Here is a 24,565-nt window from a genome sequence, read left to right on the forward strand (position 1 = left end):
AAAGAATGAAAAGATTTTTTGCTCTTGTTCACAAGGATGAAAATTCTGCTTTTGGTGTTCAGTTTCCTGATTTTAAAGGACTATTTTCTGCTGCCGATCAGGAAAAAATCTTATTGCTAATGCAACAGAAGCTCTTCAACTATATTGCGAAGAAATGGATAAATTGCCAACTCCTTTAAAATTTGAAGAAGTGATACAGAAAGAAACTGTCAAAATAGCTTTGTCGGAAGGAGCTTTTTTAATACAAGTTCCATTTATTGAAAATGATTCAGAAGTGGTGCGTATGAATATATCAATTGAACGAGGGCTCTTGCGTGCAATTGATGATTGTGCACAAGAAAGAGGCTTAACACGATCTGCTTTTTAGCAACAGCAGCACGTCATGAGCTTAATATTTAGGCAATTAAAACTACAATTTTCTCCCATATTTTCTCTAATTTTTACTATTGACTAACTTTTAAGAGGCAAATGTGGCTACTTATCATCTAGAAAAATAAATACAATGATAATTAAAGAGAAATACCTTTATTTTGAGACAGATCAATCCCGAGAGCTTTTGCTTGCATTTGTTCGTACAATCTGCGCATGACTTTCATATTGTCTCTCCGTACATCAATGATTGATTTTTCAATTGATGTTAAGCGAGATTTATCTAAATTACCCAACCTTGTGTAATGCGATGCCATTGCCTGACGTGCTCCGTCATAAGGCAACCCATTTTTTCGCTGTTTAGGCAAGCCATATGTTTTGTTTACTGCTTTATACAACACAGGATCAGCGACAATTGTTAAATGTTCTCTAACAACATTGATTTCAGTCAAAGCCGTTTTAAGACTACTTTTCATTGCATTGCTATTAGCATACCGAGACAAATCATCTTCTACAATGCTATATTCTGTATTGAGAAGTAATGAGAAATTACCACTCTTACCGATATTGCGGACATGATCACAAAGCTTTCTTTGCACAGCAAATAAATTTTTTGCAGTTAATGTTTCGTTGTGTTTTTTTATATATCCACTTTGTCGTCCCAATAGCTGTTCTAAAATTTCACTTTCGTTAGAAATGATGACCTCCTATAGTAACACCTTTATCGAGCCAATCAGGCCCATATTCTTCATCAGCATTTTTGGTGGAAAACCCCATATCACGGATAAATTGCGCTCCACGCCTTTTTTTAATGCCCAAAAGCCCATAGGCTGGCAGTTCTACCATAGCTAACCATTCCCATACTGTCTGTCCATCATTAGCAGCAGCAGCAGCATCTGATTCAGCGAGATAGATAAGCTCTTGATCAGCGCCTTGCGCTCTTAATTCTTCACGTTCTGCGTCAGTCATATAGCTCTTAGGTAATTTTTTCTTCATTGAAATCTCCTCATTAGTATGTGGGAAATATATACTGTATATTAATTTAAGTTATAAATCTAAGCAATTGAAACAATGGTTTTCTCTAATATTTTATCTAACTTTTTTGTTGTCCAACATGTTTTTTAAGGAGTAGAGTGAAACGTTAGGTTTCTACTTCTACAACTTCGCGCAAATGATAATTAAAGAGAAATACCTTTATTTTGAGACAGATCAATCCCGAGAGCTTTTGCTTGCATTTGTTCGTACAGTCTGCGCATAATTTTCATATTGTCTCTCCGTGCATCAATGATTGATTTTTCAACTTCTGTTAAACGAGCTTTGTTTAGATTACCCAACCTTGTGTAATGCGATGCCATTGCCTGACGTGCTCCATCATAAGGCAACCCATTTTTTCGCTGTTTAGGCAAGCCACATGTTTTATTGATTGCCTTGTACAATATAGGATCAGAAACAAGTGTTATATGCTCTTTAATGATATCTATTTCAGTCAAAGCCGTTTTAAGACTACTTTTCATTTCTGGACTATTAGCATATCTAGACAAATCATCATCAACAAAACTACGCTCCGTATCAATAACTAATGAGAAATCACCACTTTGACTTATTTTGCGGATGTAGTCGCACAGATCGCTTCGCACATCATGTAAATTCTTAGCGGCTAATGTCTCTTCAACATCTTGAACATAGCCGTTTTGAAATAAAAAAAGCTCTCGTAATTTATTAAAAATGATGACCTCCTATAGTAACACCTTTGTCCAACCAATCAGGTCCGTATTCTGTGTCAGCATTTTTAGTAGAAAACCCCATATCACGGATAAATTGGGGTCCATTCCATTTTCTAAGACATAACAGTGCATGAGCTGGATATTCGACCATAGCTAACCATTCCCATGTTGCTGTCTCATCATTTGCCTTAGAAGCAGCTCGTGCTTCAGAAAGATAAATACCATTTTGCGACAATCCTCCTGCTCTTAATTCTTCACGTTGCTCATCAGTCATATAACTTTTAGGTAATTTCTTCTTCATTAAAATCTCCTCATTCGTATGTGGAAAATATATACTGTATATTAGTTTAAGTCATAAATCTAAGCAATTGAAACAATGGTTTTCTCTAATATTTTATCTAACTTTTTTTTTATTTTTCCGCGACAGTTTGTTGATTTGAATTGAGTAGCCCATAGATAGAACGCTCAAGATATAATTCCCCTCGTTTTTCCTTATCAATCATGCCACGCAAATATCCTCCTGGTGAATGAATGATTTGACGAGCGTATTTTTCGAGAATAATGCCCATAGCAAATGCAGCTTTTTTGAATCCCATGGTTATTTTAGCGTGTTTAACAGCATCAGGAGAAATACCAGTCATTTTAGCTAAGAAGTCCGTTGAGTTGACCAAATCGTCGACTGAATTGAGTTTGTTATCAAGGAATTCAGAGACGTTAGGCATAGCACTAATTAAAGTCTCAGGTTTAATTTGAGGCAATGCACCACCATTTAAAAGAAGTGTTTGTTCGGCTTCGCGTGTGTCTCTTTCACTGTTATTTTTGACGCGACTGAAAGTCGCGTTAATTGTTTTAGAGTATTCGGATTTATCCGAATTCATTATTGTTATTTTGTTTTTTGAAGAGTGGTTTGTTTTTTGTGTGTTTGTATTACTTTTACAAATGGGATAGGGGTTTGTATTATGTATGTGCATGTCGTCGGCGACATACGTGTATGTCGTTTTTGATATTTTAACATCAAAAAAACGTTGCAAAATCCACTCGAAAAATCGAATAGCTTTCTTCAGCTTTTCAAAAGAAACTTGTGATGGCCGTCCTATAATATGTATAACTTTTTGTACTCTAGAAAAAAGCATATGCGTAAACGGTGTGATTTCAGATGCACAAGAAAACTTAATCTGTCTTACTAATCCTCTAAAACAACGTAAAGCTTCTCTTCGCTTTTCTAAATCTTCCAATATATCATCGGCTTTTTGTTTAAGCTCACAATAGCGAGCAATTAAAATACGCAGATCAATACCACAAGCCGTTGTGATATTATTATGACTATTGTGTGCAGAATACCGTTTAAAATTTCCAGAGTCCCGCATGACAATAAGACCCTTATCATAAAGACTTGAAAGCAAACGACTAACACGAGAGTCACTACGACTGATTTCCACTCCCAAACGTTGATTGCTTTTGAATACGATTGGCATTCCCCCTTGTTCAAAAGAAGAAACTGAAGCTGTATCCAATAAAGCTAAAAGAAGATTACATTCAGTGTCTTTTATAAAACCAGTCATTCGCAATTTCTTAGCTAATCTAATCAATTGGCCACGGCTTACAGAACCAACCTCTGCATTTTCCGCCAATCTTCTGTATTCTATATGATGAGCATCTATACGTCTTCCCGACGTTTTATTAACCATAATCATTTTAACCTCTCTGTTAGAGGCAAAAAAATGATAAAAACATCCTATCTCCGCAAAAAAAACTCTTGCAGAACTCTCCGTAATGCATTAAATTGGGGATTGTGAGTTTCCCGCATTTTTATGCACTATATTTAAATGTTTTTAGAAAACCCTTCTGTTTCAGCAGTTGGGTTTTTTATTTTTTTGCCATTAATTTCCTCTTATTAAAAAAGAATCATTGATTTGCATATTTCATGCAATCTGCGACTATATGTAAAACAAAAACATTTTCAATACACTAATAAATCTAAGGTCTAAGGTCCCCTTCCTCCTATTCGGAGTATTAGACTAATAAGCCAAAGTCCTCCGTTTTTCTTTCTTCTATTAAAGAATTCTTCTTTCCTTCACTGCATTGAATATGCAAAGAAAAAACAATATTGTTGCTATCAAATACGAAATTAGGATTGACAAAATACCAACCGCGACAAAAGGATCTAGCCTATAATATTAGCTTTTTCTAACTCAACTAAACCACGTGAAAAGGTTGAGTGCGATAGTGTTATTTTTTCTCCATCCAAATCTCCTCATGAATATGTAGGAAATACATATTGTATATTATGTTTAAGTCATAAATCTAAGCAACTAAAACGATCGTTTATTCTGACACTTTTTCCAATATTTTTGTTGGCCAACGTGTTTTTTAAAGAATAGAGCGAAACGTTCTGTTTTTGCTCCTATGGCCTCACAAGTGACAGAGGGGTTTTATTAAACAAACTAGAAAAAATGGGAATACAGTTTTGAAGCGGTTAGATTGGTTTGTTTTTGGAAAAGGGGCCGGTCTCTTACCCCCAATTATATAAATATGATGATAATTAAAAAGAAATAATTATTTAAATAAATCTGAGTGAGTTCCTGTACGCTCAAATCGCAATTGGTTGTCACTAATTTTGTAAATTAAAAGCCAATCTGGTTCTATATGTACGTCCCGAAAACCATGCCAATTTGCTTTGAGTGGGTGATCTTTGTAATGTAAAGGTAATGGCTTTCCTGTTTGTAGTAATAGCATAACTCGTTTAATTTTTTCTAAATCTTTACCACGTTTAATAGCCATTTTAATATCGCGTTTAAATTGATTTGAGCGAACTATCTGGAACATTAAATCCCCAAATCATTAAATAAATCTTCCATATCTTTCGCAATATATAAATCTTCCCCTTTCTCACTTTTGTTTAAAGTTTCAATTGTTAATTGATTAGGTATATGCATATCGAATGGTACTCCCCGTTCATTGACAACTTTAGTTAAAGCAATTCGTACATAATCAGAAATAGTAAGCCCCATATTTGCTAATATTGTACTAGCTTCTTTTTTTAAATCCTTGTCTATTCGGGCACGTATAACCTCTTTTGAATTCGTTGTTACATTCATAAAATAAGCTCCTTTCTATTCTACTTCATAATATAGCACAATTGAGCTACATGACAAACTTTTTAAGATCTCACTTTCGTTAGAAATGATGACCTCCTATAATAACACCTTTGTCCAACCAATCAGGTCCGTATTCTGTGTCAGCATTTTTAGTAGAAAACCCCATATCACGGATAAATTGGGGTCCATTCCATTTTCTAAGACATAACAGTGCATGAGCTGGATATTCGACCATAGCTAACCATTCCCATGTTGCTGTCTCATCATTTGCCTTAGAAGCAGCTCGTGCTTCAGAAAGATAAATACCATTTTGCGACAATCCTCCTGCTCTTAATTCCTCACGTTGTTCATCAGTCATGTAACTTTTAGGTAATTTCTTCTTCATTGAAATCTCCTCATCGTTATGTAGAGAAATATATACTGTATATTAATTTAAGTTATAAATCTAAGCAATTGAAACAATGGTTTTCTCTAATATTTTATCTAACTTTTTTTTTATTTTTCCGCGACAGTTTGTTGATTTGAATTGAGTAGCCCATAGATAGAACGCTCAAGATATAATTCCCCTCGTTTTTCCTTATCAATCATGCCACGCAAATATCCTCCTGGTGAATGAATGATTTGACGAGCGTATTTTTCGAGAATAATGCCCATAGCAAATGCAGCTTTTTTGAATCCCATGGTTATTTTAGCGTGTTTAACAGCATCAGGAGAAATACCAGTCATTTTAGCTAAGAAGTCCGTTGAGTTGACCAAATCGTCGACTGAATTGAGTTTGTTATCAAGGAATTCAGAGACGTTAGGCATAGCACTAATTAAAGTCTCAGGTTTAATTTGAGGCAATGCACCACCATTTAAAAGAAGTGTTTGTTCGGCTTCGCGTGTGTCTCTTTCACTGTTATTTTTGACGCGACTGAAAGTCGCGTTAATTGTTTTAGAGTATTCGGATTTATCCGAATTCATTATTGTTATTTTGTTTTTTGAAGAGTGGTTTGTTTTTTGTGTGTTTGTATTACTTTTACAAATGGGATAGGGGTTTGTATTATGTATGTGCATGTCGTCGGCGACATACGTGTATGTCGTTTTTGATATTTTAACATCAAAAAAACGTTGCAAAATCCACTCGAAAAATCGAATAGCTTTCTTCAGCTTTTCAAAAGAAACTTGTGATGGCCGTCCTATAATATGTATAACTTTTTGTACTCTAGAAAAAAGCATATGCGTAAACGGTGTGATTTCAGATGCACAAGAAAACTTAATCTGTCTTACTAATCCTCTAAAACAACGTAAAGCTTCTCTTCGCTTTTCTAAATCTTCCAATATATCATCGGCTTTTTGTTTAAGCTCACAATAGCGAGCAATTAAAATACGCAGATCAATACCACAAGCCGTTGTGATATTATTATGACTATTGTGTGCAGAATACCGTTTAAAATTTCCAGAGTCCCGCATGACAATAAGACCCTTATCATAAAGACTTGAAAGCAAACGACTAACACGAGAGTCACTACGACTGATTTCCACTCCCAAACGTTGATTGCTTTTGAATACGATTGGCATTCCCCCTTGTTCAAAAGAAGAAACTGAAGCTGTATCCAATAAAGCTAAAAGAAGATTACATTCAGTGTCTTTTATAAAACCAGTCATTCGCAATTTCTTAGCTAATCTAATCAATTGGCCACGGCTTACAGAACCAACCTCTGCATTTTCCGCCAATCTTCTGTATTCTATATGATGAGCATCTATACGTCTTCCCGACGTTTTATTAACCATAATCATTTTAACCTCTCTGTTAGAGGCAAAAAAATGATAAAAACATCCTATCTCCGCAAAAAAAACTCTTGCAGAACTCTCCGTAATGCATTAAATTGGGGATTGTTGGTTTCCCGCATTTTTATGCACTATATTTAAATGTTTTTAGAAAACCCTTCTGTTTCAGCAGTTGGGTTTTTTATTTTTTTGCCATTAATTTCCTCTTATTAAAAAAGAATCATTGATTTGCATATTTCATGCAGTCTGCGACTATACGTAAAACAAAAACATTTTCAATACACTAATAAATCTAAGGTCTAAGGTCCCCTTCCTCCTATTCGGAGTATTAGACTAATAAGCCAAAGTCCTCCGTTTTTCTTTCTTCTATTAAAGAATTCTTCTTTCCTTCACTGCATTGAATATGCAAAGAAAAAACAATATTGTTGCTATCAAATACGAAATTAGGATTGACAAAATACCAACCGCGACAAAAGGATCTAGCTATAATATTAGCTTTTTCTAACTCAACTAAACCACGTGAAAAGGTTGAGTGCGATAGTGTTATTTTTTCTCCATCCAAATCTCCTCATGAATATGTAGGAAATACATATTGTATATTATATTTAAGTCATAAATCTAAGCAACTAAAACGATCGTTTATTCTGATATGGCCTCACAAGTGAGAGAGGGATTTTATTAAACAAACTAGAAAAAATGGGAATACAGTTTTGAATCCGTTAAGTTGGCTTTTGAGGGTAAGGAGTTAGTCTCTTATCTTTAATTTGTATAAATACAATGATAATTAAAGAGACATGTCCTTATTTTATGACAGATCAATACCAAGCGCCTTTGCTTGCATTTGCTCGTACAGTTTGCGCATAATTTTCATATTGTCTCTCCGTGTATCAATGATTGATTTTTCAACCTCTGTTAAACAAGCTTTGTTTAGATTACCCAACCTTGTGTAATGCGATGCCATTGCCTGACGTACTCCATCATGAAAACTGTATTGCTCTGCTTGAAATTATGGACGTAGTAGAAAAAACTTTAATTACAAGGCTTCAAAATAAAACTCTAGATACTCTCAAGATTCTGGCAGTTCTTACAGGTTTTGGTAATTCAGATTTGCCCTGAACATTGGATCCTTTGTTGGAAGCTTATAGTCCGTGTTCAGATGGAGTATCTTATCAGCTATAAATAAACCACACTCCCCTTCCCATCTTTAAAAGATGGGGAGAGGTTAAGCTGCATCCTTGATTGTGATAATCACCTCTTTACCAAGAACGGACAGTGCTTGTTCTAATGTTTGAAGTTTAGTCGGATAGTTTGGATCAAGAATGCGCCGTGCTTCTGTTTCTTTTTTGCCGAGACGGTTGGCTAATTCTGTTTTTGTAATATTAGCTTCATTAAAAGCTTCTATCACTGCCAATTTAAGAGCATTCCATGCATTCACTGTTACTGCCATTAAGTTTTCATACCGTTGTGGTGTAGGTAAAGGCAACCCACGCATAGGATAACTACGCAATGCCAACCCTAAAGCTTCAACCGCATGTTTTAGCGCTTCAGCACGATTTTTACCAGCTGTGATTGCTTCAGGTACATCCGGAAAGGTTACTACAAAACCGCCATCTGGATCAGCTTCTAATTTTGCTTGATAAATATATTCCATTTTAGACCTCTCTATTATTACCAAACATGTTTGAAACAAAGAATTAAAAGCGTTTAAGTTGTTTTACATCCCTAATCGCTTTTTTATTATTTTCACATAAAGTGGTGTCAACTCACCGGATTTAATAACAGTTGTCTTATCTCCAAAAATCACTAAACAATGTGAGCCTTTACCCGCATCAAGAGCTTCGCTGTAATGAATGTCTCTCTTTCTAGCTTCTTTACGCAATTTTCTAAGAAGAGCTTCTCATTTCATTTAGTCCCTCTTTAATTCTCAATACAATTTATATCGCACAAAAAAGTTCGACAGTCAACAATAAAACAAACAAAAAAGTTCGAATTTATATTGATAAAAGGTAACTAAAATTACTGTACACTCACAATAATCAAATTTTCTAACAAGATGGAGAGAGGGTCTTTAAGCTTTTTCTAAAGATGTCCTGTTTGTTCAAAAGGTGCAATATGCAGAATCGGGTTATTCTGTCGTGCTTGCCATAAATCGTGTTTTTGTTGCAGTTTAAGCCAAAATTCTGCATCATTTAAACCGGCCTTTTCTAACCGTAAGGCTAGATTAATGCTGATTGCTGCATTGCAGTTTAAAACACGCGATAAAGTTAAACGGGCAACACCGAGACGACTTGCAGCTTCTGTGACTGTCAATTTTAGTTCATCAAGCAATTCTTCTTTTAAAATGCCACCTGGGTGCGGAGGATTGTACATCATAATAACACCTCAAAAATCAATGATAGTCTTGATAATCAACAAGTTCAACGTCTGTTCCAATGAAACGAAAAGTAACACGCCAATTTGCATTGACACGCATTGCCCAATAATCCTTTAATTCTCCTGTCAGTTTATGAAGACGATACGATTTAATCTTCATTTGTTCAGGAGAAGATATTGTATCTAAAATCACTAAAATATTTGCTAGTTTTTGAGCATGTGCAGGTTGTATACCTTTGCATACCCCTCTTTCAAAGAATAATTTTAATCCCTTATGCTAAAAACTAACGATTGCCATAATTCACCTTTTGATACTTGACACGATACACGATGCACATTTTATAAGTCAAGTATTTGTTAGTTTATTCATTACATATGTTTTATATTACATTTCCACTGAGGCAGTTTGGAGAGAACGAGTGCAATAAACTCTGTGTGTTTTTCAGTTTTTCTTGTTAATAGGCTTCCATCCACAGAACCGTTTTCTGTGTTCATTATGCTTTAAAGAAGATCAATTGGTTGAAGCAGTGAAGAATATTTTGAAAAAATAAAAACAGCACAAATTCCTACGTGGGTGGAGGAAGCTGAACACCTAACCTATGTTTATGCATAACTCTATTTTTGCGAACGATTATGTCACTCTATCGTATCGAGCGAAGCATAGCATCGCGTAAAATAGCATTAATTCGCGTCTGATAACCTTTACCTTGACTTTTAAGCCATGCCAACACATCGGAATCTACGCGTACAGTCGTTACAGTTTTAGTTGGCTTGTAAAATGAATTACGAACAGCATTTTTCCAAAATTCACTATCTAGTGGTGGAATATCACTATAATCAATTTCACTGTCAGGCATTTTAGCCAATTCATTAATTTCAACTTTCTGTTCATCAGTCAAAGGCGGTAGATTACTTACATCAACCTCATAACGAACTTTCTTCTTCATAACGCTTTCTCTCTTTCAAACTAGCACGTCGTGCTGAAATAATACGAATTACCTCTCCCCCATCTTTATCGTCATAGATAGTATGAGCGACCAATAGTAATAAGAAGCCATTTACAAGACCCAAAGTTTGCCAACGATATTCTCCATTTTCAATACGATCCTGTCTCGTCATAGCAAATGGATCTGCAAAAACACGAACAGCTACCTCAAAACTTATATGATGCTTTCGGAGATTGTTTTCCGCTTTAATTTTATCCCACTCAAATCTTATTTTCATACTTTATTGTTAATACAATTATGTATGTACGTCAATAATTTCAAATCAAATATGTTTTATTATGTATTTCCACTGAGGTCGTTTGGAGAGAGCTTGTGCAATTTGCCCTCTGTGACACATGCATACATTTTCTTCAAAACAAGTAATTGCAATGCGTTTTTTATCTAAAAACAACTGACATAATTTTTCTATTGCAAGATGATTATTTTTAAGAGTTGTATTGTTATAATCTTGAAAAAGACGCTCATAATCTTTTTGCGTTTTCAAATCTTGACGCTTTTCAGAAATAATACCCAGTTCAGGAATATGCCTATATTCAATACCCAATGCATTTACAGTTTTAGACAATTGTGTTTTAGAAAATCCATATTTGCGACTTAGCGGGTTTTTGCGAACGTCACACAAAGTTTTGATATTATTTTTGATAAGACGATTAAGATAATTTTCAAAAGACTTCCCCTCATATCCAATGGTGAAGAAACAAAAAGTCTCATCCTCTGATCGAAATGTATCAATTTTTTCTAAATCTTTTTTCTCCATAAGATTATTTGCTATACAGCTGTTAATCGCAAAATATGGATAGTTTTTGTAGACATACCGAATAAGTTCATCACCTTTGAGTTTGCTAAATTTTTCAACAAATGAAGAAATTTTCTTTTGTGTAGCAAATTCAATATGAGTACTGTGATCACTCTTTATTGATGTAAGCCGCCAATCATTTTTGTTGGCAAGCATACCTAATTCTATAAGCTTGTGTTTGTCTGCATAAGATTGAAAAGAGAAGCATCCATATTTGTAGGGTACAAACTCATAACTTTGTTTTTCTTCCCATTGCGTAAATAAAAATAAGTACTTTTGAAAATCTATACTTGAAAGGTGTCCTTCAAATTCTTGAAGTAAGGCTAATAATAGTTTTTGCCGTTTGAATAGAATCCTACTTTTTACTGTTTTCATAGTATTATTTCTGTATCTGATCGATGTAGATAAATTTGAAAAAATCACTCAAATTTCAACAAGTGCGCTGGTTTATAATTTGCTTAGAACCAAACAAATGAAATTATATCACAAAACAGCATTTATGCACCGATAAAATTGACAATAAACTGTTTATTTTCAGTTATTTATGTCATTTTTTCTTTGGAAAATGTACTATATATGCTATAGTAAAAGCAGCGTTTCATATCCGTATTTCATTTCAATTATTTTCCTTAGAAAAGATATAAAACATGCTTAATAAAGTAATTTTAATTGGTTTCTGGGTGCCGATCCAGAAAGCAGAACAATGCCATCTGGAGTAGAAGTGGCGAATTTCCGTATAGGCACTTCTCAAAGCTATATAGATAAAACAACTTCTCAAAGAATAAATAAAACAGAATGGCATTCTATTGTAATTTTTAATCCACATCTTGCAAAGGTTGCACCTCAATATCTGGGCAAAGATTCCAAGGTTTATGTTGAAGGTCAATTACAGACGCGTAAATGGCAAGATAAAAGTGGGCAAACACACTACACAACAGAAATTGTCTTACCGCAATATAAGGGTGAGTTAAAAATCCTTGATAGTGCTCAAAAGTCTGATTCTGACATGGCTACTCAAGAGCAAGCAACGGCATGGGAGAATAGTAGGCAGGAGCAATATTTAGAAACGACTTTGAATGACAGAATTCCGTTTTAATTGGTAGATTTATCATGAAAAAACGCAAAAAAAGGGGAAGACCTAGAATAGAATGTCAAATAAGAGAACCCAATGGACGTATTTCGCGTTCAAAAAAGCCTCGTAAGCCTGCTGATCAATTAACTCTTGAAATGCGTGCCAAGCGTTATGGAGTGAGTATTCAAGATGTGAAAAACCCGATTATGGGCACTTATGTAGGACGATTATATTTGTTGGAAAAAAGATTAATCAAGATCAATATGATGCGTCACAACAGTATATTCGAGTATTAAACGATTATCGGTGTGCGAAAGGATTTCCACGGGCTATTTATGATGAAACACCAATATCTTCTGATGATAGAGAAAGGGACAAGTGGGTTGAGACAGCAACTGATCGCTATGAAGCTATGCAAGAGATTATTAGAGAAACACAGAGACTGCATCGTCAGTATAACCTTCATGATGCATTAGAGCATCTGGTTATTGAAGACCAACAACTGCCACATCTTGTCAACTCTCTACGCATGGCTCTGAATGCTCTTCAGAAATACTTCTCGCAAAAGCGTTAAAAACTATTGAATAATAGGTTTTAGAATATTATATTTTTATATAATACCTTGAAGGGAGATTCTATGCACACAACGAAATTGCGTAAAGTTGGAGGGTCAGTTATGCTTTCTATACCACCTGCATTACTTGATGTTTTACACCTCGTTGAAAATACTGAGGTTGGTTTGACTATTGATAATGGGTGTTTAATTGTACAACCTCAGGTATTTCCTAGTTATACTCTTGACGAATTGTTAGCTCAATGTGATTCTTTGGCTGATTTGAGTGATGAGGAAACAGAATGGCTTGATGCTAAACCTGTTAGTAGAGAACTCTTGTAATGAATCGGGGAGAAATTTGGTTAGTATCGCTTGATCCAAGTTCAGGATATGAGCAAAAAGGAACGCGTCCGGTGCTTATTGTATCACCAGAAGCATTTAATCGTGTGACTAAAACACCGGTTGTTTTACCCATTACAAGTGGGGGAAGTTTTGCAAGAACAGCGGGTTTTGCTGTTTCATTGATGGGAATGGGATTGCACACAACAGGTGTGATACGCTGTGATCAACCACGTGCTCTCGATATAGGAGCGCGCAAAGGAAAAAAACTAGAAACGGTTCCTGTCATGATTATGAACGAAGTATTAGCTAAGTTGTCAACATTCCTTACGTAATTAATTATATTGATTACAGTTAAGATTATCATATTTATCATAATCATAATATTATTTATGTTGGTGTTTTAATGTTTGACACAAGTCACGCCGATTAATATCAAACTACTCAAGTACTTCATCTGGAAGATCATCCAAATTTTGCGGACCAACATTGAACATGTCAAGAGCATCATCTAGGTCGTTTGGAATATAATAATTCTCATCTGCATTTGTTTCTCGTTCACAATTAGCAAAAACAAGCCCACTGATAAATCTACCCAACAAAAGTTCTTCAACTATATTGCGAAGAAATGGATAAATTGCCAACTCCTTTAAAATTTGAAGAAGTGATACAGAAAGAAACTGTCAAAATAGCTTTGTCGGAAGGAGCTTTTTTAATACAAGTTCCATTTATTGAAAATGATTCAGAAGTGGTGCGTACGAATATATCAATTGAACGAGGACTTCTGCATGCAATTGATGATTGTGCACAAGAAAGAAGCTTAACACGGTCTGCTTTTTTAGCAACGGTAGCATGTCATGAGCTTAACATTTAAGCAATTAAATATAAAAAAACTTACAGCTTTTCTTCTACGACCATTTGCACTTAAAAAACACTGGATTTAGGTTTAGCAAAATAAAACATTTGCTTCCGGTGTTCAAGCAATTTTTAGTCTATCTCGTACCGGATATCGTGCTCTTATTTTAGCTTTGCAAATATACCATGCCAATCAAAGTAATCATGATGAAAGCATCACTCTGATTTGGTATGATGGGGGAGTTAATGGACAAAAGCTGGATATGACTGATAGAACATTTTATAGCGGCATAAAAGAACTTATAAATAAAAAAATTTTGCAATCAAAATTACCAAATCAATATTGGATTAATCTAGCCATATTCTTCAAAGGTGATAAAATTTCTTTTATAAAAGAATATCAAATAAAATCATTTTCTACCAAAACTAAAGAAAAGACAAATCAAGTAAAACAAGATTTTCAAAATGATATATCAAAGTAATATTGAATATTATTACAAATAAATAATAATCACACTTCATTGTTTTTTGTATAATTAAAGAGGAAATATATAAAATCCTCTTGTATTATAATAAATATAAGTTATTCTGTTTAAATATAACATTTTGATTTAATTATAAGCTACTTATAAATAAGTTACTTCATTTTTTATGTACCCCTGCTGAAAAGCCCTTCTGTTTAGACAGTTGGGTTTTTCTTTTTTTTGTATTTCTCTTTTTTCACGTCATTTATTTCATTGCTTTCTCTAGCGACACGAAACGGTGTAGAGGGAAGGGAGCGCGCTCCTTCATAGCGCCGTAGTGACCACCCGATACGAGTAAGTAAAAGCTTCAATAAAAACAACAATTTTCCATAACCGGAGTTGTCCATCAGAATGCAAAGCAGGCTGTGGTCAACTTTTACCTGACAGTATTACTGGAGGGCCGGTTGTGGAAATATTGTCCGGCCACTTTTAAAGGCTATCTTTTAATAATCTCAAAGTTAATATGATATTTTGTACTTGATAACAAATTTCTTAAAAATTTTTATACGAAATCAGTTCTGATTCTGTTTAGAACGATCAATGTGGATCGATAGGATTATAAGCACCGTTTCTTCTTCTCCAATCTTCAGGATGTTCAAAATCGCCAGACCATAATCCAACTTTGGCTTTTTGAGCAGAAAATTGCAATTCTTTGTAATGTGCAGGTGAAGGAAAATTGTGTTGATCTTTCGGTAAAACCATCATTCCTTCTGAAAGGCCTAAACTGGCAATATCAACCCCATCAACAAAACACTGTGCGTAATGAATCTGCCTGACGACACGAGCTTGCTTACAACTAACATCTTTATCAATTGTTTTAGATACAAGCCATGCAGTAACAAAAAAACCGCAAGGCCACTGAACACCGTTACGTAATGCAAATTGACGTGGCTCACATGATTCAACACCATACAATTGAACACGACGTACAATTCTCTTTCGCCAGATCTCATCTACTGGTGTCATCATTTTAAAAGTAACGCCGCTTGTTACCTGTATAGCACCTGAATAAGTTGGTGTGTTCTCTTTGTGTAATTGTGATGAACCGGAAATTGTTATTGGTTTGCTTGAATCAAAAGCAAATTTTGAAGTCTGATCTTGAAATTGCTTTTCTATTATAAATTTTGCTTCTTGAATGAAAGGTAATTGAATAAAATTTTCAGTATTTTTACTAAAAGTAAAAATAACAACAATAATGATGTAAGTTAAAATTAGATATTTAAACCACGATCGAAATATTTTTTTGTTTATATCCATTGTTATAGAATTATTATTCTCATGAAATAGTTGCACAAACTATTTTTTCACTTATACAGTTATTATTTTATAAAGCTATCATAATATAAGGAGCGGGGGATTTTATGCCTTCATATAAATTAACTGTATCAGATACACAAAAGAAATGGTTAGCCACAGGGCTTATGTTATTTATCGCATTTATAACACTAAGTGACCCAGCGTTGGCTCAGAGCTTCGGGCAAGTTGAAAACGCTCTTGGTAAAATAGTAGACGCTATGACGGGAACTATTGCAAAATCTATTGCGACTATTGCGGTTGCTGGAACTGGTATCGCGTGGATTGCCGGTTATATCGAAATGCGTAAAGCTTTCTTTGTTTGTGTCGGTATAAGCATTATTTTCGGCGCATCACAAATTGTAGGAATGCTATCATCTTAATATAGTGGTTTAAAGCATGAAAGAGCGTGATCAACTCACTGAAGATACACTGTTTCTTGCCTGTACACGGCCCGCAATGATCGCGGGCGTTACAGTAGAAGCTATGGGTTTAAATTTTATGGGCACGCTCATAATATTTATTCTAGCAGGTAATATTTTCTTCATGGCACTTGGTGTTACTGTACATTTTATAATGAAGGAAATTATCAAACATGATCATAATAAATTTCGTGTTCTTCTTGCGTGGTTGCAAACTCGCAAGTTCTCAAGAAACGCTGAGCAATGGGGGGGTAGTAGCATTTCTCCATTACGGTTAATCCGTAATTATGAGGAACTAAAATGAACATAGCTCAGCGCAAGCGTGAACCACAGCCGGAATCAGTCATACCTTATGTACGTCATGTGAATGAACATATCATAGCGTTGTCATCACGAGCGCTTATGACTGTTATAACACTTGAAGGAGTTAATTTTGAAACGGCAGATATTGCTGACCTTAATGTCCTTCATGAGCAATTAAATAACTGCTTTAAAAACATAGCTGATGAACGAATAGCAATTTACAGTCATATTATCAGAAGGCGTGAAACAGTCTATCCAGATGGCACTTTCAGATCAGAATTTGCACAAACATTGGATGATAAATACCGTCAAAGGATGGTGTGTCAAGAATTATATCGTAACGACCTTTATCTTTCAATCATATGGAACCCTCATGTTGATAAAACCGATAAATTAGCTGACTTTTTTAAACGCTTAGGAAAAGCTAAAGAAGCAGAAACAGAAGTAGATGCAGAATCAATTCGTAAGCTCGAAGATGTTGCAACCAATCTCATGCAAAACTTAGAGCGTTATGGTGTAAAACGGCTTGGTCTTTATGAGCATAACGGTAATATTTTTTCTGCACAAAGTGAATTTATTCATCAATTAGTAGGCGGCCGTTATGAACGTGTACCTCTTACGTGGGGAACAATAGCATCATCTGTATATTCAGATCGGATTCTTTTCGGTAAAGAAATCATAGAAATACGCCACGAAGCAAAGCAACGGTTTGCAGGAATGTTTGGTTGGAAAGAGTATCCAGCTAAAACCAGGCCAGATATGACAAATGGTTTGCTCACTCTCCCGTGTGAGTTTATTTTTACGCAATCCTTTATTTTCAAAAGCAAAAACGTTGCAAAACAGATTATGGGGCGTAAACAAAATCAGATGATCAACGCCGGGGATCGTGCAGGATCTCAAATTGATGAATTAGATGATGCACTGGATGATCTTGAATCAAATCGTTTTGTTTTAGGCGAGCATCACTTGTCATTAGCAGTCTTTGCTGACACACAACGAGAACTCATTGACAATCTTGCAAAAGCACGTTCTCGCCTTACAGAAGGTGGCGCTGTTGTTGCTCGTGAAGACTTAGGGCTTGAAGCAGCATGGTGGGCACAACTTCCTGGCAATTATGCTTATCGAACGCGTTCTGGTGCTATTACAAGCCGTAATTATGCCGCGCTTTCACCCTTTTATTCATTTCCGATTGGAAAAATAGACGGCAATCAATGGGGGCCTGCTGTTGCTCTTATGAAAACATCGGCTGGATCTCCTTTTTACTTTAACTTTCATTTTGGTGATTTAGGAAACACTTTTATTTGCGGTCCATCTGGATCTGGTAAAACCGTTATTGTTAATTTTCTATTAGCGCAGCTTCAAAAGCATGACCCTGATATGGTGTTTTTTGATAAAGATCGTGGAGCAGAACTGTTTGTTAGAGCTGGTGGTGGCACATACATGCCGCTAAAAAATGGTAAACCAACAGGTATAGCGCCGCTAAAGGGATTAGATTATAGCAATCCTGCCAATAAAGTATTCCTACGACAGTGGATTACAAAGCTTGTCTCTAACGAGGGGAAAATAATAAGTGAAGCAGAACGCCAGGATATTTCTGCAGCTGTTGATCAACTAGCATTATTACCTAAGGAACAGCGCACAATATCTGCATTGCAAATGTTTTTTGATACTACCCATAGGGAAGGCATTGCTGGGTGTTTGGAAAAATGGCGTAAAGGCAATGCGTTAGGGTGGGTCTTTGATAATGATGACGATGATATCGGGATTGACGCGAAATTTATCGGTTATGATATGACTGACTTTTTGGACAATGACGAAATCCGCCCTCCATTAATGATGTATTTATTCCATAGAATACTTGATCTGATTGACGGGCGCCGCATTATCATCGTCATTGATGAGTTCTGGAAAGCGTTAGAAGATGACTCATTTAAAGCATTTGCGCAAGACAGGCTAAAGACGATCCGTAAACAGAATGGTTTAATGCTTTTTGCGACACAATCACCAAAAGATGCACTCAATTCAACAATTGCACACACCATTATAGAACAATGCCCAACACAAATATATTTTCCTAACCAAAAGGGAAATTACGCAGATTATGTAGAGGGTTTTAAATTATCAGATCGAGAATTTAACCTGATACAAACAGAATTAACGCGGGAATCACGCCGATTTTTAGTCAAGCAAGGTCATAGTTCTGTGGTTGCAGAACTAAATCTACGTGGATTTGATGATGAAATAGCTATTTTAAGCGGAACAACCAAGAATATTGAATTACTGGAGACAATCATGAGCGAAGTGGGTGAATCTCCAGAAAAATGGTTCCCGCTCTTTCAAGAAAGGCGAAAACAATGAGGAAAATTTTATTAACAATAGCGTCTTGTACAATCTCTTTTGGGCTAACATCAAATGTATTAGCACAAATGCCCACATTTGATGCAGCAGCTGTTGCCAAAATGGTGGAACAATTAAAACAAGGCAAACAACAACTTGATCAATTAACTTCTCAAATAGATGAAATGAAAAAACTGTATGATTCTTTAAATGGCATTGCAGATTTATCTTCACTTCAAGAAATGCTCAATAATAAAGAGATTCAAGCTGCCTTACCTTCTAATTTTGGTGATTTTGAAAAATTATTAGACGGTAAAAGTGGAAACAGTGCAAAATGGGAAGAAAAGCTTTCGTATAAAAAACCAGCAGGTGGTGCAGGGTCAAAAGAAGCAGTTGATGCTTTCTATGAAGAAGAAGTTAAAAAAGCTGAACAACGCAATCAGGGGCAAGCAGCCACAGGTGAAGCTGTTTATGCATCAGCTAATGAAGTGAAACAAACTATCGCACAACTAATGAAACAACTTAAAAATGCACAAACTGCCGGTGAAGTTCAAGGTATTCAAACGCAATTAGCAGCTACGCAGGCAATGTTGCAAACGCAAGTCTTACAAATGCAAGCTGCTGCTATGATTCAACAGGCTGAAATTGAAGCTGCAAAGCTTCGTGAAGAAGAAGAATTTAGAGCACGATATAATAGTTATGCTGACCAGTTGCTCAACAAATAAATCATAAAAAAATTAAGAGAGAAAATTTAATCATGAAAAAAATCATTATAACAATATTACTTCTTTGTACTGGGCTTATCATTGCAGGCTGTGAAAAAACTTACAGTGTAGAAGAATTTAAAAAAAGTAAAGAATTACTCAACGAATGGGCAATTAAGTGCGGATCTTCTGATCAATCTAAAAATTGTAAAAACGCGCGGATAGCGGCGAGACAGCTTTGGAGTGAACGTTATAATCCTACCAAATAACGTCGTGAAGAGGAAGAAAAGAAACATAAAGAAATGGAGCGGAAAAAAGAATTCCACAACGAATAATTATGTAACGTAACGAACTCATAAACAAAAGGGGAATCTAATCATGAACAAAATAATTATGACAACATTACTTCTTTGCATGGGCCTTATCATTGCAAGCTGTGAAAAAACTTACAGTGTCGAAGAATTTAAAAAGAATGAAGAATTGCGCAATGAATGGCTATCTAGGTGCGGACTGGGTGGAGGGCCTAAAAATTGTCAAAACGCGCGGTTAGCGGCTGATGAACTCCGTAAAGAATATTATGATAATCTTTCAAAACAACTTCTCGAATCTTCTGAAAAAAGGCGTAAAGCAATGGAACAGAAAAAAGAACCTAACAACGAATAACATGAGAACACGTAACAAAACGAACTCATAAATAAAATGGATATCCTATAATGGCAGTATCAGGAGAAGTAGCTATATTTGGTACGATGGACGAAATGTTGATGAAACCCGTTACGCAAACAATGGACCAAAGCATTACAAATCTTTCATCTGCTTTATCTGGCCCAATTACGGTAAGCGCGACAATTTACATTGCGTTCATTGGTTATAATGTCACATACGGGCGTTCTACCGTGCCATTATGGGATTTTATAGCCACAGTCGTAAAGCTTGCCATCATTGTTACACTAGTAAAACAAGCCTCTGACTATAACATTTGGGTCAAAAATCTATTTTTTACTGATTTGCCTAACACTATTACAAGCGCTATACAAGCGTCAAATGTAGATCATAATGCATGGGACAAAATGATTGATGATGCTTCTGGACACGTCTTTCGAAAAATAAACAAATCACATGGGTTCGAGTGGCTGGGCAATTGGGTTGCAGGTATAGTCTGTTTATTCATTGTTACTATATTTTGTACAATTGGTTTTATTGTTGCAAGTTTTGCTAAACTTGGTCTTTCCCTTGTCTTATCATTAGGACCACTTTTTATAGGCCTTTATATGTTTTCAACAACCAGACGATTCACAGAAGCGTGGTTAGGTCAAGTTGCAAATTTTGTCATTTTGCAAGTATTGGTGGTTCTTCTAGGTGGTATATATGTCCATCTCACAATGAGTATTATTGGAAAAGATATTACAGATATAATGATTGCCCTTGTTCAGTTTCTCGCGATTGGTGCATGTGGTATCTATCTTTTCATAAATTTACCCGCCATTGCATCAGCTTTAGCCGCTGGTGGTGCAAATCTTACAGGAGCAACACATTTAGCTCAGGATTCTGTTAAAGCAGCTAACAAAGCAGCAAAAGAAATCGGTCATACTGTTAGAAAGCTAATTTCAAAAGCGTGAAGAGGATAAATCACAAATGCGGGGTTTCAAAAACATTGGGATTATTTTATTGCTCATCTGTTTTATGAGCGGATGTGCGTCTTTTCAAAATACAGGACAATCATTACCGAAATGTAATGGATATTCTAAGAGACCGTTAAATAAATCAATGTGGAATTGGGAAGGGAAAAATCCATCTTCCACTCCAATCATGATCAACAATGATACAAGCGTCAAATCATCAGCGCAAAATGATAGTTTTGATATGGCTTTAGCTGAAAAATCAAAACATCAAGAAATTGAATCATATAAAAATTGCGCAATGAATGGGCAGCTAGATGTGGAATGGGTGGACAATCTAAAAATTGTCAAAACGCCCGGGTAGCAGAGGATCAACTCCATAGAGAGTACTATGAAAATCTTTCTAAAGAATTATGATGATTCTAACAATTAATAAAGAAAAGCACAAAGAAAATTTAATCATGAAAAAAATCATTATGACAATACTGCTTCTTTGCACTGTGCTTGTTATTACAGGTTGCGAAAAAATTTACAGTGCAGAAGAATTTAAAAAAAATAAAGAATTGCGCAGCGAATGGGCATTTAAATGTATGACTGGAGAATCTTCTAAAAATTGTGAAACTGTGCAGGAAGCCATCAACGAAATTGAAATAGAAAATAGAAAAAAGAGGATGGAAGAATTCAAAAAAAAGCTAGAGGACGATAGGAAAAAAGCTAAAGAAGAATACCAAAAACAGCTAGAAGAGTATAATAAAAAGAAAGAAGAACGCGAAAAAACTCAACAGAAAAAAGAACCTCACAACGAATAGAGAAACGTAACGAATTCATAAATAAAAGGGGAATTCAATCATGAAAAAAATAATTATGACAACACTACTTCTTTGCACTGGGCTTATCATTGCAGGCTGTGAAAAAACTTACAGTGTAGAAGAATTTAAAAAAAATGAAGAATTGCTCAAAGAATGGGCAGCTAGATGTGGAATGGGTGGACAATCTAAAAATTGTCAAAACGCCCGGGTAGCAGAGGATCAACTCCATAGAGAGTACTATGAAAATCTTTCCAAAGAATTATGATGATTCTAACAATTAATAAAGAAAAGCACAAAGGAAATTTAGTCATGAATAAAATCATTATGACAATACTGCTTCTTTGCACTGTGCTTGTTATTACAGGTTGCGAAAAAATTTACAGTGCAGAAGAATTTAAAAAAAATAAAGAATTGCGCAGCGAATGGGCATTTAAATGTATGACTGGAGAATCTTCTAAAAATTGTGAAACTGTGCGGGAAGCCATCAACGAAATTGAAATAGAAAATAGAAAAAAAATAATGGAAGAATTCAAAAAAAAGCTAGAGGACGATAGGAAAAAATTCGAAGAACGTAGAAAAGAAATGGAGCGGAAAGAAGAACTTCGTAACGAATGATATGAGAATATATAACGTAACGAACTCATAAACAAAAGGGGAATTCAATCATGAAAAAAATTATTATGACAACACTACTTCTTTGCACGGGTTTTATCATTGCAGGCTGTGAAAAAACTTACAGTGTAGAAGAATTTAAAAAAAATAAAGAATTGCGCAGAAAATATTCATTTAAGTGTCTAGCTGGAGAATCTTCTAAAAATTGTGAAGCTGCACTAAAAGCTATCAAAGAAATTGATAACGAAAATATGAAAAAAGCACAAGAAAAAACCGAAAAACAGTTAGAGGAAAATAGAAAAAAACAAGAAGAACGTAGAAAAAATCAACAGAGACAAGAACTTCGTAACGAATGATATGAGGATCTGCAACGAAACAAACTCATAAATATCGTAAATAAAATGGATATCCTATAATGGCAAAAATATTAGAGGAATATGGCATCTATGGTCCAAAAGACTTCTAAGCACGTTTTTGAAAAAACGGCAAAGGCAAAATGGTGGCAATGGATTGGCTTATGGCTTACAGGTATGTGCTGCATTATCATTGTTGGTGCATTTTGTTCTGTTGGTTTTATCGTCACAATTTTTGCTAAACTTGGTCTTTTTCTTGTTTTATCATTAGGACCACTTTTTATAGGTCTTTACATGTTTTCAACAACTAGACGTTTTACAGAAGCATGGTTAGGTCAAGTTGCAAACTTTGTTGTTTTGCAAGTATTGTTGGTTGTGCTAGGTGGCTTATATCTCAATCTTACACTAAATATTATAACAAATGATATTGTGGATTTAGCAAGTGCCCTCAGCAAATTCTCGGCGATTGGTATATGCGGTATTTATCTTTTTATGAATTTACCTGGCATTGCAACGGCTTTAGCTTCAGGTGGTGCAAATCTTATAGGGGGAAAAGATGCTGCTAGGCACGCAGGGAAAGCAGCAAAAGCGGGTGGGCGTGCAGCAAAAGCAGTCGGTCGTGCTATTAGAAAGCTAGTTACAAAAGTGTGAAGAGGATAAATCACAAATGCGGGGTTTTAAAAACATTGGGGTCATTTTATCGCTTGTTTGTTTTATGAGCGGATGTGCGTCTTTTCAAAATACAGGGCAATCATTACCAAAATGTAACGGGTGTTCTAAGAGACCGTTAAATAAATCAATGTGGAATTGGGAAGGGAAAAATCCATCTTCCACTCCAATCATGATCAACAATGATACAAGCGTCAAATCATCAGCGCAAAATGATAGTTTTGATATGGCTTTAGCTGAAAAATCAAAACATCAAGAAATTGAATCATATAAAAATTGCGGGTAAACAAAATGAAAAAGAAAGACGTTGAGCAGTACATTGCTGAAGCGCGATCATTTGATCAAGATCGAATAATCACATCCCGCCGTATTACACGTGCCTCGCTTGCTGTTGCTGGGGTAGCAGTTATAGCTGCAATTGTCTCTTCATTAGCTGTTATAGCGCTTGTGCCCCTCAAAACAGTTGAGCCATTCGTAATCCGCGTTGATAATTCAACAGGTATAGTTGAGGTGGTTGAAGCGTTAAAAGAAAGCCCCGCAAATTTTGATGAAGCTATTACACGCTATTTTGCTGCAAAATATGTTCGTGCTCGTGAAGGATTCAATTTAAGCGAAACGCAAAATAATTTTAAGACGGTCTCTTTGTTATCTTCTTTTGAAGAGCAAGGTAGATTTGCTGAGTGGTATGGTGCAAAAAATCCACAAAGTCCACAGTTTTTATATAAAAACGCTATTGCAACTATCTTTATAAAATCAATCTCGTTTATCAGTAAAGATGTCACTCAGGTTCGTTATTATAAAACAGTTCGTGAAAATGACACGAATAAAGAATCCATTACGCATTGGGTAGCAACTCTTACTTTTGGATATAGCAATGCTCCGATTTCTACACAAAATCGTTTGGTAAATCCTCTTGGTTTTATGGTTCGTGAATACAGAACTGATCCTGAAGTGGTGAATTAAC

Annotated in this window: 37 protein-coding genes and 4 pseudogenes; 22 read left to right on the forward strand and 19 right to left on the reverse strand. The window is 35.4% G+C overall.

What is annotated here, in order from left to right; translation table 11 throughout:
* Positions 1-5 precede the first annotated feature (5 nt).
* A pseudogene (locus BWD121_RS07965) lies at positions 6-399 on the forward strand (type II toxin-antitoxin system HicB family antitoxin).
* Positions 400-509: 110 nt separating this feature from the next.
* Here BWD121_RS07965 and BWD121_RS07970 read toward each other — a convergent pair.
* The 16 genes and pseudogenes from BWD121_RS07970 to BWD121_RS08045 form a co-directional block, all read right to left on the reverse strand.
* Positions 510-1,034 (reverse strand): hypothetical protein, encoded by a 525-nt coding sequence (locus tag BWD121_RS07970; protein ID WP_240536721.1) that lies wholly within the window; start codon positions 1,032-1,034, stop codon positions 510-512.
* Positions 1,035-1,059: 25 nt separating this feature from the next.
* Positions 1,060-1,365 (reverse strand): hypothetical protein, encoded by a 306-nt coding sequence (locus BWD121_RS07975; protein WP_078664129.1) that lies wholly within the window; start codon positions 1,363-1,365, stop codon positions 1,060-1,062.
* 182 nt (positions 1,366-1,547) lie between these two features.
* Positions 1,548-2,006 carry a hypothetical protein gene (locus tag BWD121_RS07980; RefSeq protein WP_240536722.1) on the reverse strand — a complete coding sequence of 153 codons (459 nt, stop codon included), beginning with the start codon at positions 2,004-2,006 and terminating at the stop codon, positions 1,548-1,550.
* Between the two features lie 82 nt (positions 2,007-2,088).
* On the reverse strand, positions 2,089-2,394 hold the full coding sequence (locus BWD121_RS07985; RefSeq protein ID WP_078664130.1) for a hypothetical protein: 306 nt from the start codon (positions 2,392-2,394) through the stop codon (positions 2,089-2,091).
* A 109-nt stretch (positions 2,395-2,503) separates the two neighbouring features.
* Positions 2,504-3,781, reverse strand: coding sequence for a plasmid replication protein RepC (repC, locus tag BWD121_RS07990; RefSeq protein ID WP_078664163.1), 1,278 nt, complete (start codon positions 3,779-3,781; stop codon positions 2,504-2,506).
* A gap of 868 nt (positions 3,782-4,649) precedes the next feature.
* A complete protein-coding gene (locus tag BWD121_RS07995; protein WP_078664131.1) occupies positions 4,650-4,919 on the reverse strand; it encodes a type II toxin-antitoxin system mRNA interferase toxin, RelE/StbE family in 270 nt (89 codons plus the stop codon).
* Positions 4,919-5,191: a type II toxin-antitoxin system RelB/DinJ family antitoxin gene (locus tag BWD121_RS08000; protein ID WP_078664132.1), complete on the reverse strand. Its 273-nt coding sequence runs from the start codon at positions 5,189-5,191 to the stop codon at positions 4,919-4,921. The genes BWD121_RS07995 and BWD121_RS08000 overlap by 1 nt, the downstream gene beginning before the upstream one ends.
* Positions 5,192-5,270: 79 nt before the next feature.
* Entirely contained in the window at positions 5,271-5,576 is a 306-nt protein-coding gene (locus BWD121_RS08005) for a hypothetical protein (RefSeq protein ID WP_078664133.1), read from the reverse strand.
* A 110-nt stretch (positions 5,577-5,686) separates the two neighbouring features.
* Positions 5,687-6,964: a plasmid replication protein RepC gene (gene repC / locus BWD121_RS08010; protein WP_078664163.1), complete on the reverse strand. Its 1,278-nt coding sequence runs from the start codon at positions 6,962-6,964 to the stop codon at positions 5,687-5,689.
* An 802-nt stretch (positions 6,965-7,766) separates the two neighbouring features.
* Entirely contained in the window at positions 7,767-7,922 is a 156-nt protein-coding gene (locus tag BWD121_RS08330; RefSeq protein WP_158078258.1) for a hypothetical protein, read from the reverse strand.
* A gap of 261 nt (positions 7,923-8,183) precedes the next feature.
* Complete coding sequence (locus BWD121_RS08015) at positions 8,184-8,612, reverse strand: type II toxin-antitoxin system HicB family antitoxin (protein ID WP_078664134.1); 429 nt, start codon at positions 8,610-8,612, stop codon at positions 8,184-8,186.
* Positions 8,613-9,040: 428 nt separating this feature from the next.
* Complete coding sequence (locus BWD121_RS08025; RefSeq protein WP_078664135.1) at positions 9,041-9,334, reverse strand: HigA family addiction module antitoxin; 294 nt, start codon at positions 9,332-9,334, stop codon at positions 9,041-9,043.
* 16 nt (positions 9,335-9,350) lie between these two features.
* Positions 9,351-9,632, reverse strand: a pseudogene (locus tag BWD121_RS08030) (type II toxin-antitoxin system RelE/ParE family toxin).
* A 343-nt stretch (positions 9,633-9,975) separates the two neighbouring features.
* On the reverse strand, positions 9,976-10,281 hold the full coding sequence (locus tag BWD121_RS08035; RefSeq protein WP_078664136.1) for a BrnA antitoxin family protein: 306 nt from the start codon (positions 10,279-10,281) through the stop codon (positions 9,976-9,978).
* On the reverse strand, positions 10,259-10,558 hold the full coding sequence (locus tag BWD121_RS08040) for a BrnT family toxin (RefSeq protein WP_078664137.1): 300 nt from the start codon (positions 10,556-10,558) through the stop codon (positions 10,259-10,261). The genes BWD121_RS08035 and BWD121_RS08040 overlap by 23 nt, the downstream gene beginning before the upstream one ends.
* Before the next feature lie 45 nt (positions 10,559-10,603).
* The gene (locus BWD121_RS08045; RefSeq protein WP_078664138.1) at positions 10,604-11,512 is read right to left on the reverse strand and encodes a DUF488 domain-containing protein; all 909 of its coding nucleotides are present in this window, start codon (positions 11,510-11,512) and stop codon (positions 10,604-10,606) included.
* Between the two features lie 272 nt (positions 11,513-11,784).
* Here BWD121_RS08045 and ssb point away from each other — a divergent pair.
* From ssb to BWD121_RS08065, 4 genes and pseudogenes are all read left to right on the forward strand, one after another.
* Positions 11,785-12,233: pseudogene (gene ssb / locus BWD121_RS08050) on the forward strand (single-stranded DNA-binding protein).
* A 14-nt stretch (positions 12,234-12,247) separates the two neighbouring features.
* A pseudogene (locus tag BWD121_RS08055) lies at positions 12,248-12,783 on the forward strand (hypothetical protein).
* 63 nt (positions 12,784-12,846) lie between these two features.
* Positions 12,847-13,104: an antitoxin gene (locus BWD121_RS08060; protein WP_078664139.1), complete on the forward strand. Its 258-nt coding sequence runs from the start codon at positions 12,847-12,849 to the stop codon at positions 13,102-13,104.
* A complete protein-coding gene (locus tag BWD121_RS08065; protein WP_010703163.1) occupies positions 13,104-13,436 on the forward strand; it encodes a type II toxin-antitoxin system PemK/MazF family toxin in 333 nt (110 codons plus the stop codon). The genes BWD121_RS08060 and BWD121_RS08065 overlap by 1 nt, the downstream gene beginning before the upstream one ends.
* A 105-nt stretch (positions 13,437-13,541) precedes the next feature.
* Here the strand turns inward: BWD121_RS08065 and BWD121_RS08070 are convergent, their stop codons facing one another.
* Positions 13,542-13,745 carry a hypothetical protein gene (locus BWD121_RS08070; protein ID WP_240536723.1) on the reverse strand — a complete coding sequence of 68 codons (204 nt, stop codon included), beginning with the start codon at positions 13,743-13,745 and terminating at the stop codon, positions 13,542-13,544.
* Between BWD121_RS08070 and BWD121_RS08075 the strand changes: the two genes are divergently transcribed.
* Both BWD121_RS08075 and BWD121_RS08570 read left to right on the forward strand, forming a co-directional pair.
* Complete coding sequence (locus BWD121_RS08075; protein WP_078664140.1) at positions 13,730-13,975, forward strand: type II toxin-antitoxin system HicB family antitoxin; 246 nt, start codon at positions 13,730-13,732, stop codon at positions 13,973-13,975. The genes BWD121_RS08070 and BWD121_RS08075 overlap by 16 nt on opposite strands.
* 244 nt (positions 13,976-14,219) lie before the next feature.
* Positions 14,220-14,438 carry a hypothetical protein gene (locus BWD121_RS08570; protein WP_240536724.1) on the forward strand — a complete coding sequence of 73 codons (219 nt, stop codon included), beginning with the start codon at positions 14,220-14,222 and terminating at the stop codon, positions 14,436-14,438.
* A 197-nt stretch (positions 14,439-14,635) separates the two neighbouring features.
* On the opposite strand, the gene BWD121_RS08365 is transcribed toward BWD121_RS08570, so the two are convergent.
* Both BWD121_RS08365 and BWD121_RS08085 read right to left on the reverse strand, forming a co-directional pair.
* On the reverse strand, positions 14,636-14,827 hold the full coding sequence (locus BWD121_RS08365) for a hypothetical protein (RefSeq protein ID WP_206779516.1): 192 nt from the start codon (positions 14,825-14,827) through the stop codon (positions 14,636-14,638).
* Positions 14,828-15,017: 190 nt separating this feature from the next.
* Entirely contained in the window at positions 15,018-15,737 is a 720-nt protein-coding gene (locus tag BWD121_RS08085) for a nuclease (RefSeq protein WP_078664141.1), read from the reverse strand.
* A gap of 104 nt (positions 15,738-15,841) precedes the next feature.
* On the opposite strand from BWD121_RS08085, the gene BWD121_RS08090 reads away from it, so the two are divergent.
* From BWD121_RS08090 to BWD121_RS08160, 15 genes are all read left to right on the forward strand, one after another.
* Positions 15,842-16,156 (forward strand): TrbC/VirB2 family protein, encoded by a 315-nt coding sequence (locus BWD121_RS08090; RefSeq protein WP_078664142.1) that lies wholly within the window; start codon positions 15,842-15,844, stop codon positions 16,154-16,156.
* Positions 16,157-16,172: 16 nt separating this feature from the next.
* Positions 16,173-16,499 carry a type IV secretion system protein VirB3 gene (locus BWD121_RS08095; RefSeq protein WP_078664143.1) on the forward strand — a complete coding sequence of 109 codons (327 nt, stop codon included), beginning with the start codon at positions 16,173-16,175 and terminating at the stop codon, positions 16,497-16,499.
* A complete protein-coding gene (locus tag BWD121_RS08100) occupies positions 16,496-18,856 on the forward strand; it encodes a VirB4 family type IV secretion/conjugal transfer ATPase (protein ID WP_078664144.1) in 2,361 nt (786 codons plus the stop codon). Before BWD121_RS08095 ends, BWD121_RS08100 begins: the two co-directional genes overlap by 4 nt.
* On the forward strand, positions 18,853-19,560 hold the full coding sequence (locus tag BWD121_RS08105; RefSeq protein WP_078664145.1) for a type IV secretion system protein: 708 nt from the start codon (positions 18,853-18,855) through the stop codon (positions 19,558-19,560). The genes BWD121_RS08100 and BWD121_RS08105 overlap by 4 nt, the downstream gene beginning before the upstream one ends.
* Positions 19,561-19,592: 32 nt before the next feature.
* A complete protein-coding gene (locus BWD121_RS08110) occupies positions 19,593-19,808 on the forward strand; it encodes an EexN family lipoprotein (protein WP_078664146.1) in 216 nt (71 codons plus the stop codon).
* Between the two features lie 109 nt (positions 19,809-19,917).
* Positions 19,918-20,202 carry an EexN family lipoprotein gene (locus BWD121_RS08115; protein WP_078664147.1) on the forward strand — a complete coding sequence of 95 codons (285 nt, stop codon included), beginning with the start codon at positions 19,918-19,920 and terminating at the stop codon, positions 20,200-20,202.
* Between the two features lie 50 nt (positions 20,203-20,252).
* A complete protein-coding gene (locus BWD121_RS08120; RefSeq protein ID WP_078664148.1) occupies positions 20,253-21,158 on the forward strand; it encodes a type IV secretion system protein in 906 nt (301 codons plus the stop codon).
* A 16-nt stretch (positions 21,159-21,174) separates the two neighbouring features.
* Positions 21,175-21,522, forward strand: coding sequence for a type IV secretion protein VblB7 (locus BWD121_RS08125; RefSeq protein WP_240536725.1), 348 nt, complete (start codon positions 21,175-21,177; stop codon positions 21,520-21,522).
* 49 nt (positions 21,523-21,571) lie between these two features.
* The gene (locus tag BWD121_RS08130; RefSeq protein WP_240536726.1) at positions 21,572-21,967 is read left to right on the forward strand and encodes an EexN family lipoprotein; all 396 of its coding nucleotides are present in this window, start codon (positions 21,572-21,574) and stop codon (positions 21,965-21,967) included.
* Positions 21,968-22,007: 40 nt separating this feature from the next.
* A complete protein-coding gene (locus tag BWD121_RS08135; protein ID WP_078664149.1) occupies positions 22,008-22,232 on the forward strand; it encodes an EexN family lipoprotein in 225 nt (74 codons plus the stop codon).
* A complete protein-coding gene (locus BWD121_RS08140) occupies positions 22,229-22,582 on the forward strand; it encodes an EexN family lipoprotein (protein ID WP_240536727.1) in 354 nt (117 codons plus the stop codon). The genes BWD121_RS08135 and BWD121_RS08140 overlap by 4 nt, the downstream gene beginning before the upstream one ends.
* 50 nt (positions 22,583-22,632) lie before the next feature.
* A complete protein-coding gene (locus BWD121_RS08145) occupies positions 22,633-22,935 on the forward strand; it encodes an EexN family lipoprotein (protein ID WP_078664150.1) in 303 nt (100 codons plus the stop codon).
* 90 nt (positions 22,936-23,025) lie between these two features.
* Positions 23,026-23,583, forward strand: coding sequence for a type IV secretion system protein (locus tag BWD121_RS08150; protein ID WP_240536728.1), 558 nt, complete (start codon positions 23,026-23,028; stop codon positions 23,581-23,583).
* Between the two features lie 16 nt (positions 23,584-23,599).
* A complete protein-coding gene (locus BWD121_RS08155; RefSeq protein WP_078664152.1) occupies positions 23,600-23,887 on the forward strand; it encodes a type IV secretion protein VblB7 in 288 nt (95 codons plus the stop codon).
* A gap of 5 nt (positions 23,888-23,892) precedes the next feature.
* Positions 23,893-24,564 (forward strand): VirB8/TrbF family protein, encoded by a 672-nt coding sequence (locus BWD121_RS08160; protein ID WP_078664153.1) that lies wholly within the window; start codon positions 23,893-23,895, stop codon positions 24,562-24,564.
* Position 24,565 lies beyond the last annotated feature (1 nt).

This window comes from Bartonella sp. WD12.1 (genome assembly GCF_002022415.1).
In the GTDB taxonomy this organism is placed as follows: Bacteria; Pseudomonadota; Alphaproteobacteria; order Rhizobiales; family Rhizobiaceae; genus Bartonella.

What these genes read in the sequence shown, in the direction of transcription:
- BWD121_RS08000 (WP_078664132.1), bottom strand. Translation starts at nt 5,191, where the DNA reads ATGAATGTAACAACGAATTCAAAAGAGGTTATACGTGCCCGAATAGAC.
- BWD121_RS08330 (WP_158078258.1), bottom strand. Translation starts at nt 7,922, where the DNA reads ATGGCATCGCATTACACAAGGTTGGGTAATCTAAACAAAGCTTGTTTA.
- BWD121_RS08085 (WP_078664141.1), bottom strand. Translation starts at nt 15,737, where the DNA reads ATGGATATAAACAAAAAAATATTTCGATCGTGGTTTAAATATCTAATT.
- BWD121_RS08115 (WP_078664147.1), top strand. Translation starts at nt 19,918, where the DNA reads ATGAACAAAATAATTATGACAACATTACTTCTTTGCATGGGCCTTATC.
- BWD121_RS08365 (WP_206779516.1), bottom strand. Translation starts at nt 14,827, where the DNA reads ATGGACAACTCCGGTTATGGAAAATTGTTGTTTTTATTGAAGCTTTTA.
- BWD121_RS08025 (WP_078664135.1), bottom strand. Translation starts at nt 9,334, where the DNA reads ATGATGTACAATCCTCCGCACCCAGGTGGCATTTTAAAAGAAGAATTG.
- BWD121_RS08160 (WP_078664153.1), top strand. Translation starts at nt 23,893, where the DNA reads ATGAAAAAGAAAGACGTTGAGCAGTACATTGCTGAAGCGCGATCATTT.
- BWD121_RS08125 (WP_240536725.1), top strand. Translation starts at nt 21,175, where the DNA reads ATGCGGGGTTTCAAAAACATTGGGATTATTTTATTGCTCATCTGTTTT.
- BWD121_RS08065 (WP_010703163.1), top strand. Translation starts at nt 13,104, where the DNA reads ATGAATCGGGGAGAAATTTGGTTAGTATCGCTTGATCCAAGTTCAGGA.
- BWD121_RS07985 (WP_078664130.1), bottom strand. Translation starts at nt 2,394, where the DNA reads ATGAAGAAGAAATTACCTAAAAGTTATATGACTGATGAGCAACGTGAA.
- BWD121_RS08005 (WP_078664133.1), bottom strand. Translation starts at nt 5,576, where the DNA reads ATGAAGAAGAAATTACCTAAAAGTTACATGACTGATGAACAACGTGAG.
- BWD121_RS08060 (WP_078664139.1), top strand. Translation starts at nt 12,847, where the DNA reads ATGCACACAACGAAATTGCGTAAAGTTGGAGGGTCAGTTATGCTTTCT.
- BWD121_RS08040 (WP_078664137.1), bottom strand. Translation starts at nt 10,558, where the DNA reads ATGAAAATAAGATTTGAGTGGGATAAAATTAAAGCGGAAAACAATCTC.
- BWD121_RS08095 (WP_078664143.1), top strand. Translation starts at nt 16,173, where the DNA reads ATGAAAGAGCGTGATCAACTCACTGAAGATACACTGTTTCTTGCCTGT.
- BWD121_RS07995 (WP_078664131.1), bottom strand. Translation starts at nt 4,919, where the DNA reads ATGTTCCAGATAGTTCGCTCAAATCAATTTAAACGCGATATTAAAATG.
- BWD121_RS08110 (WP_078664146.1), top strand. Translation starts at nt 19,593, where the DNA reads ATGAAAAAAATCATTATAACAATATTACTTCTTTGTACTGGGCTTATC.
- BWD121_RS08145 (WP_078664150.1), top strand. Translation starts at nt 22,633, where the DNA reads ATGAAAAAAATTATTATGACAACACTACTTCTTTGCACGGGTTTTATC.
- BWD121_RS08140 (WP_240536727.1), top strand. Translation starts at nt 22,229, where the DNA reads ATGATGATTCTAACAATTAATAAAGAAAAGCACAAAGGAAATTTAGTC.
- BWD121_RS08090 (WP_078664142.1), top strand. Translation starts at nt 15,842, where the DNA reads ATGCCTTCATATAAATTAACTGTATCAGATACACAAAAGAAATGGTTA.
- BWD121_RS08130 (WP_240536726.1), top strand. Translation starts at nt 21,572, where the DNA reads ATGATGATTCTAACAATTAATAAAGAAAAGCACAAAGAAAATTTAATC.
- BWD121_RS08100 (WP_078664144.1), top strand. Translation starts at nt 16,496, where the DNA reads ATGAACATAGCTCAGCGCAAGCGTGAACCACAGCCGGAATCAGTCATA.
- BWD121_RS08135 (WP_078664149.1), top strand. Translation starts at nt 22,008, where the DNA reads ATGAAAAAAATAATTATGACAACACTACTTCTTTGCACTGGGCTTATC.
- BWD121_RS08120 (WP_078664148.1), top strand. Translation starts at nt 20,253, where the DNA reads ATGGCAGTATCAGGAGAAGTAGCTATATTTGGTACGATGGACGAAATG.
- BWD121_RS07975 (WP_078664129.1), bottom strand. Translation starts at nt 1,365, where the DNA reads ATGAAGAAAAAATTACCTAAGAGCTATATGACTGACGCAGAACGTGAA.
- BWD121_RS08105 (WP_078664145.1), top strand. Translation starts at nt 18,853, where the DNA reads ATGAGGAAAATTTTATTAACAATAGCGTCTTGTACAATCTCTTTTGGG.
- repC (WP_078664163.1), bottom strand. Translation starts at nt 6,964, where the DNA reads ATGGTTAATAAAACGTCGGGAAGACGTATAGATGCTCATCATATAGAA.
- BWD121_RS08075 (WP_078664140.1), top strand. Translation starts at nt 13,730, where the DNA reads ATGGATAAATTGCCAACTCCTTTAAAATTTGAAGAAGTGATACAGAAA.
- BWD121_RS08155 (WP_078664152.1), top strand. Translation starts at nt 23,600, where the DNA reads ATGCGGGGTTTTAAAAACATTGGGGTCATTTTATCGCTTGTTTGTTTT.
- repC (WP_078664163.1), bottom strand. Translation starts at nt 3,781, where the DNA reads ATGGTTAATAAAACGTCGGGAAGACGTATAGATGCTCATCATATAGAA.
- BWD121_RS08150 (WP_240536728.1), top strand. Translation starts at nt 23,026, where the DNA reads ATGGTCCAAAAGACTTCTAAGCACGTTTTTGAAAAAACGGCAAAGGCA.
- BWD121_RS08035 (WP_078664136.1), bottom strand. Translation starts at nt 10,281, where the DNA reads ATGAAGAAGAAAGTTCGTTATGAGGTTGATGTAAGTAATCTACCGCCT.
- BWD121_RS08015 (WP_078664134.1), bottom strand. Translation starts at nt 8,612, where the DNA reads ATGGAATATATTTATCAAGCAAAATTAGAAGCTGATCCAGATGGCGGT.
- BWD121_RS08045 (WP_078664138.1), bottom strand. Translation starts at nt 11,512, where the DNA reads ATGAAAACAGTAAAAAGTAGGATTCTATTCAAACGGCAAAAACTATTA.
- BWD121_RS08570 (WP_240536724.1), top strand. Translation starts at nt 14,220, where the DNA reads ATGACTGATAGAACATTTTATAGCGGCATAAAAGAACTTATAAATAAA.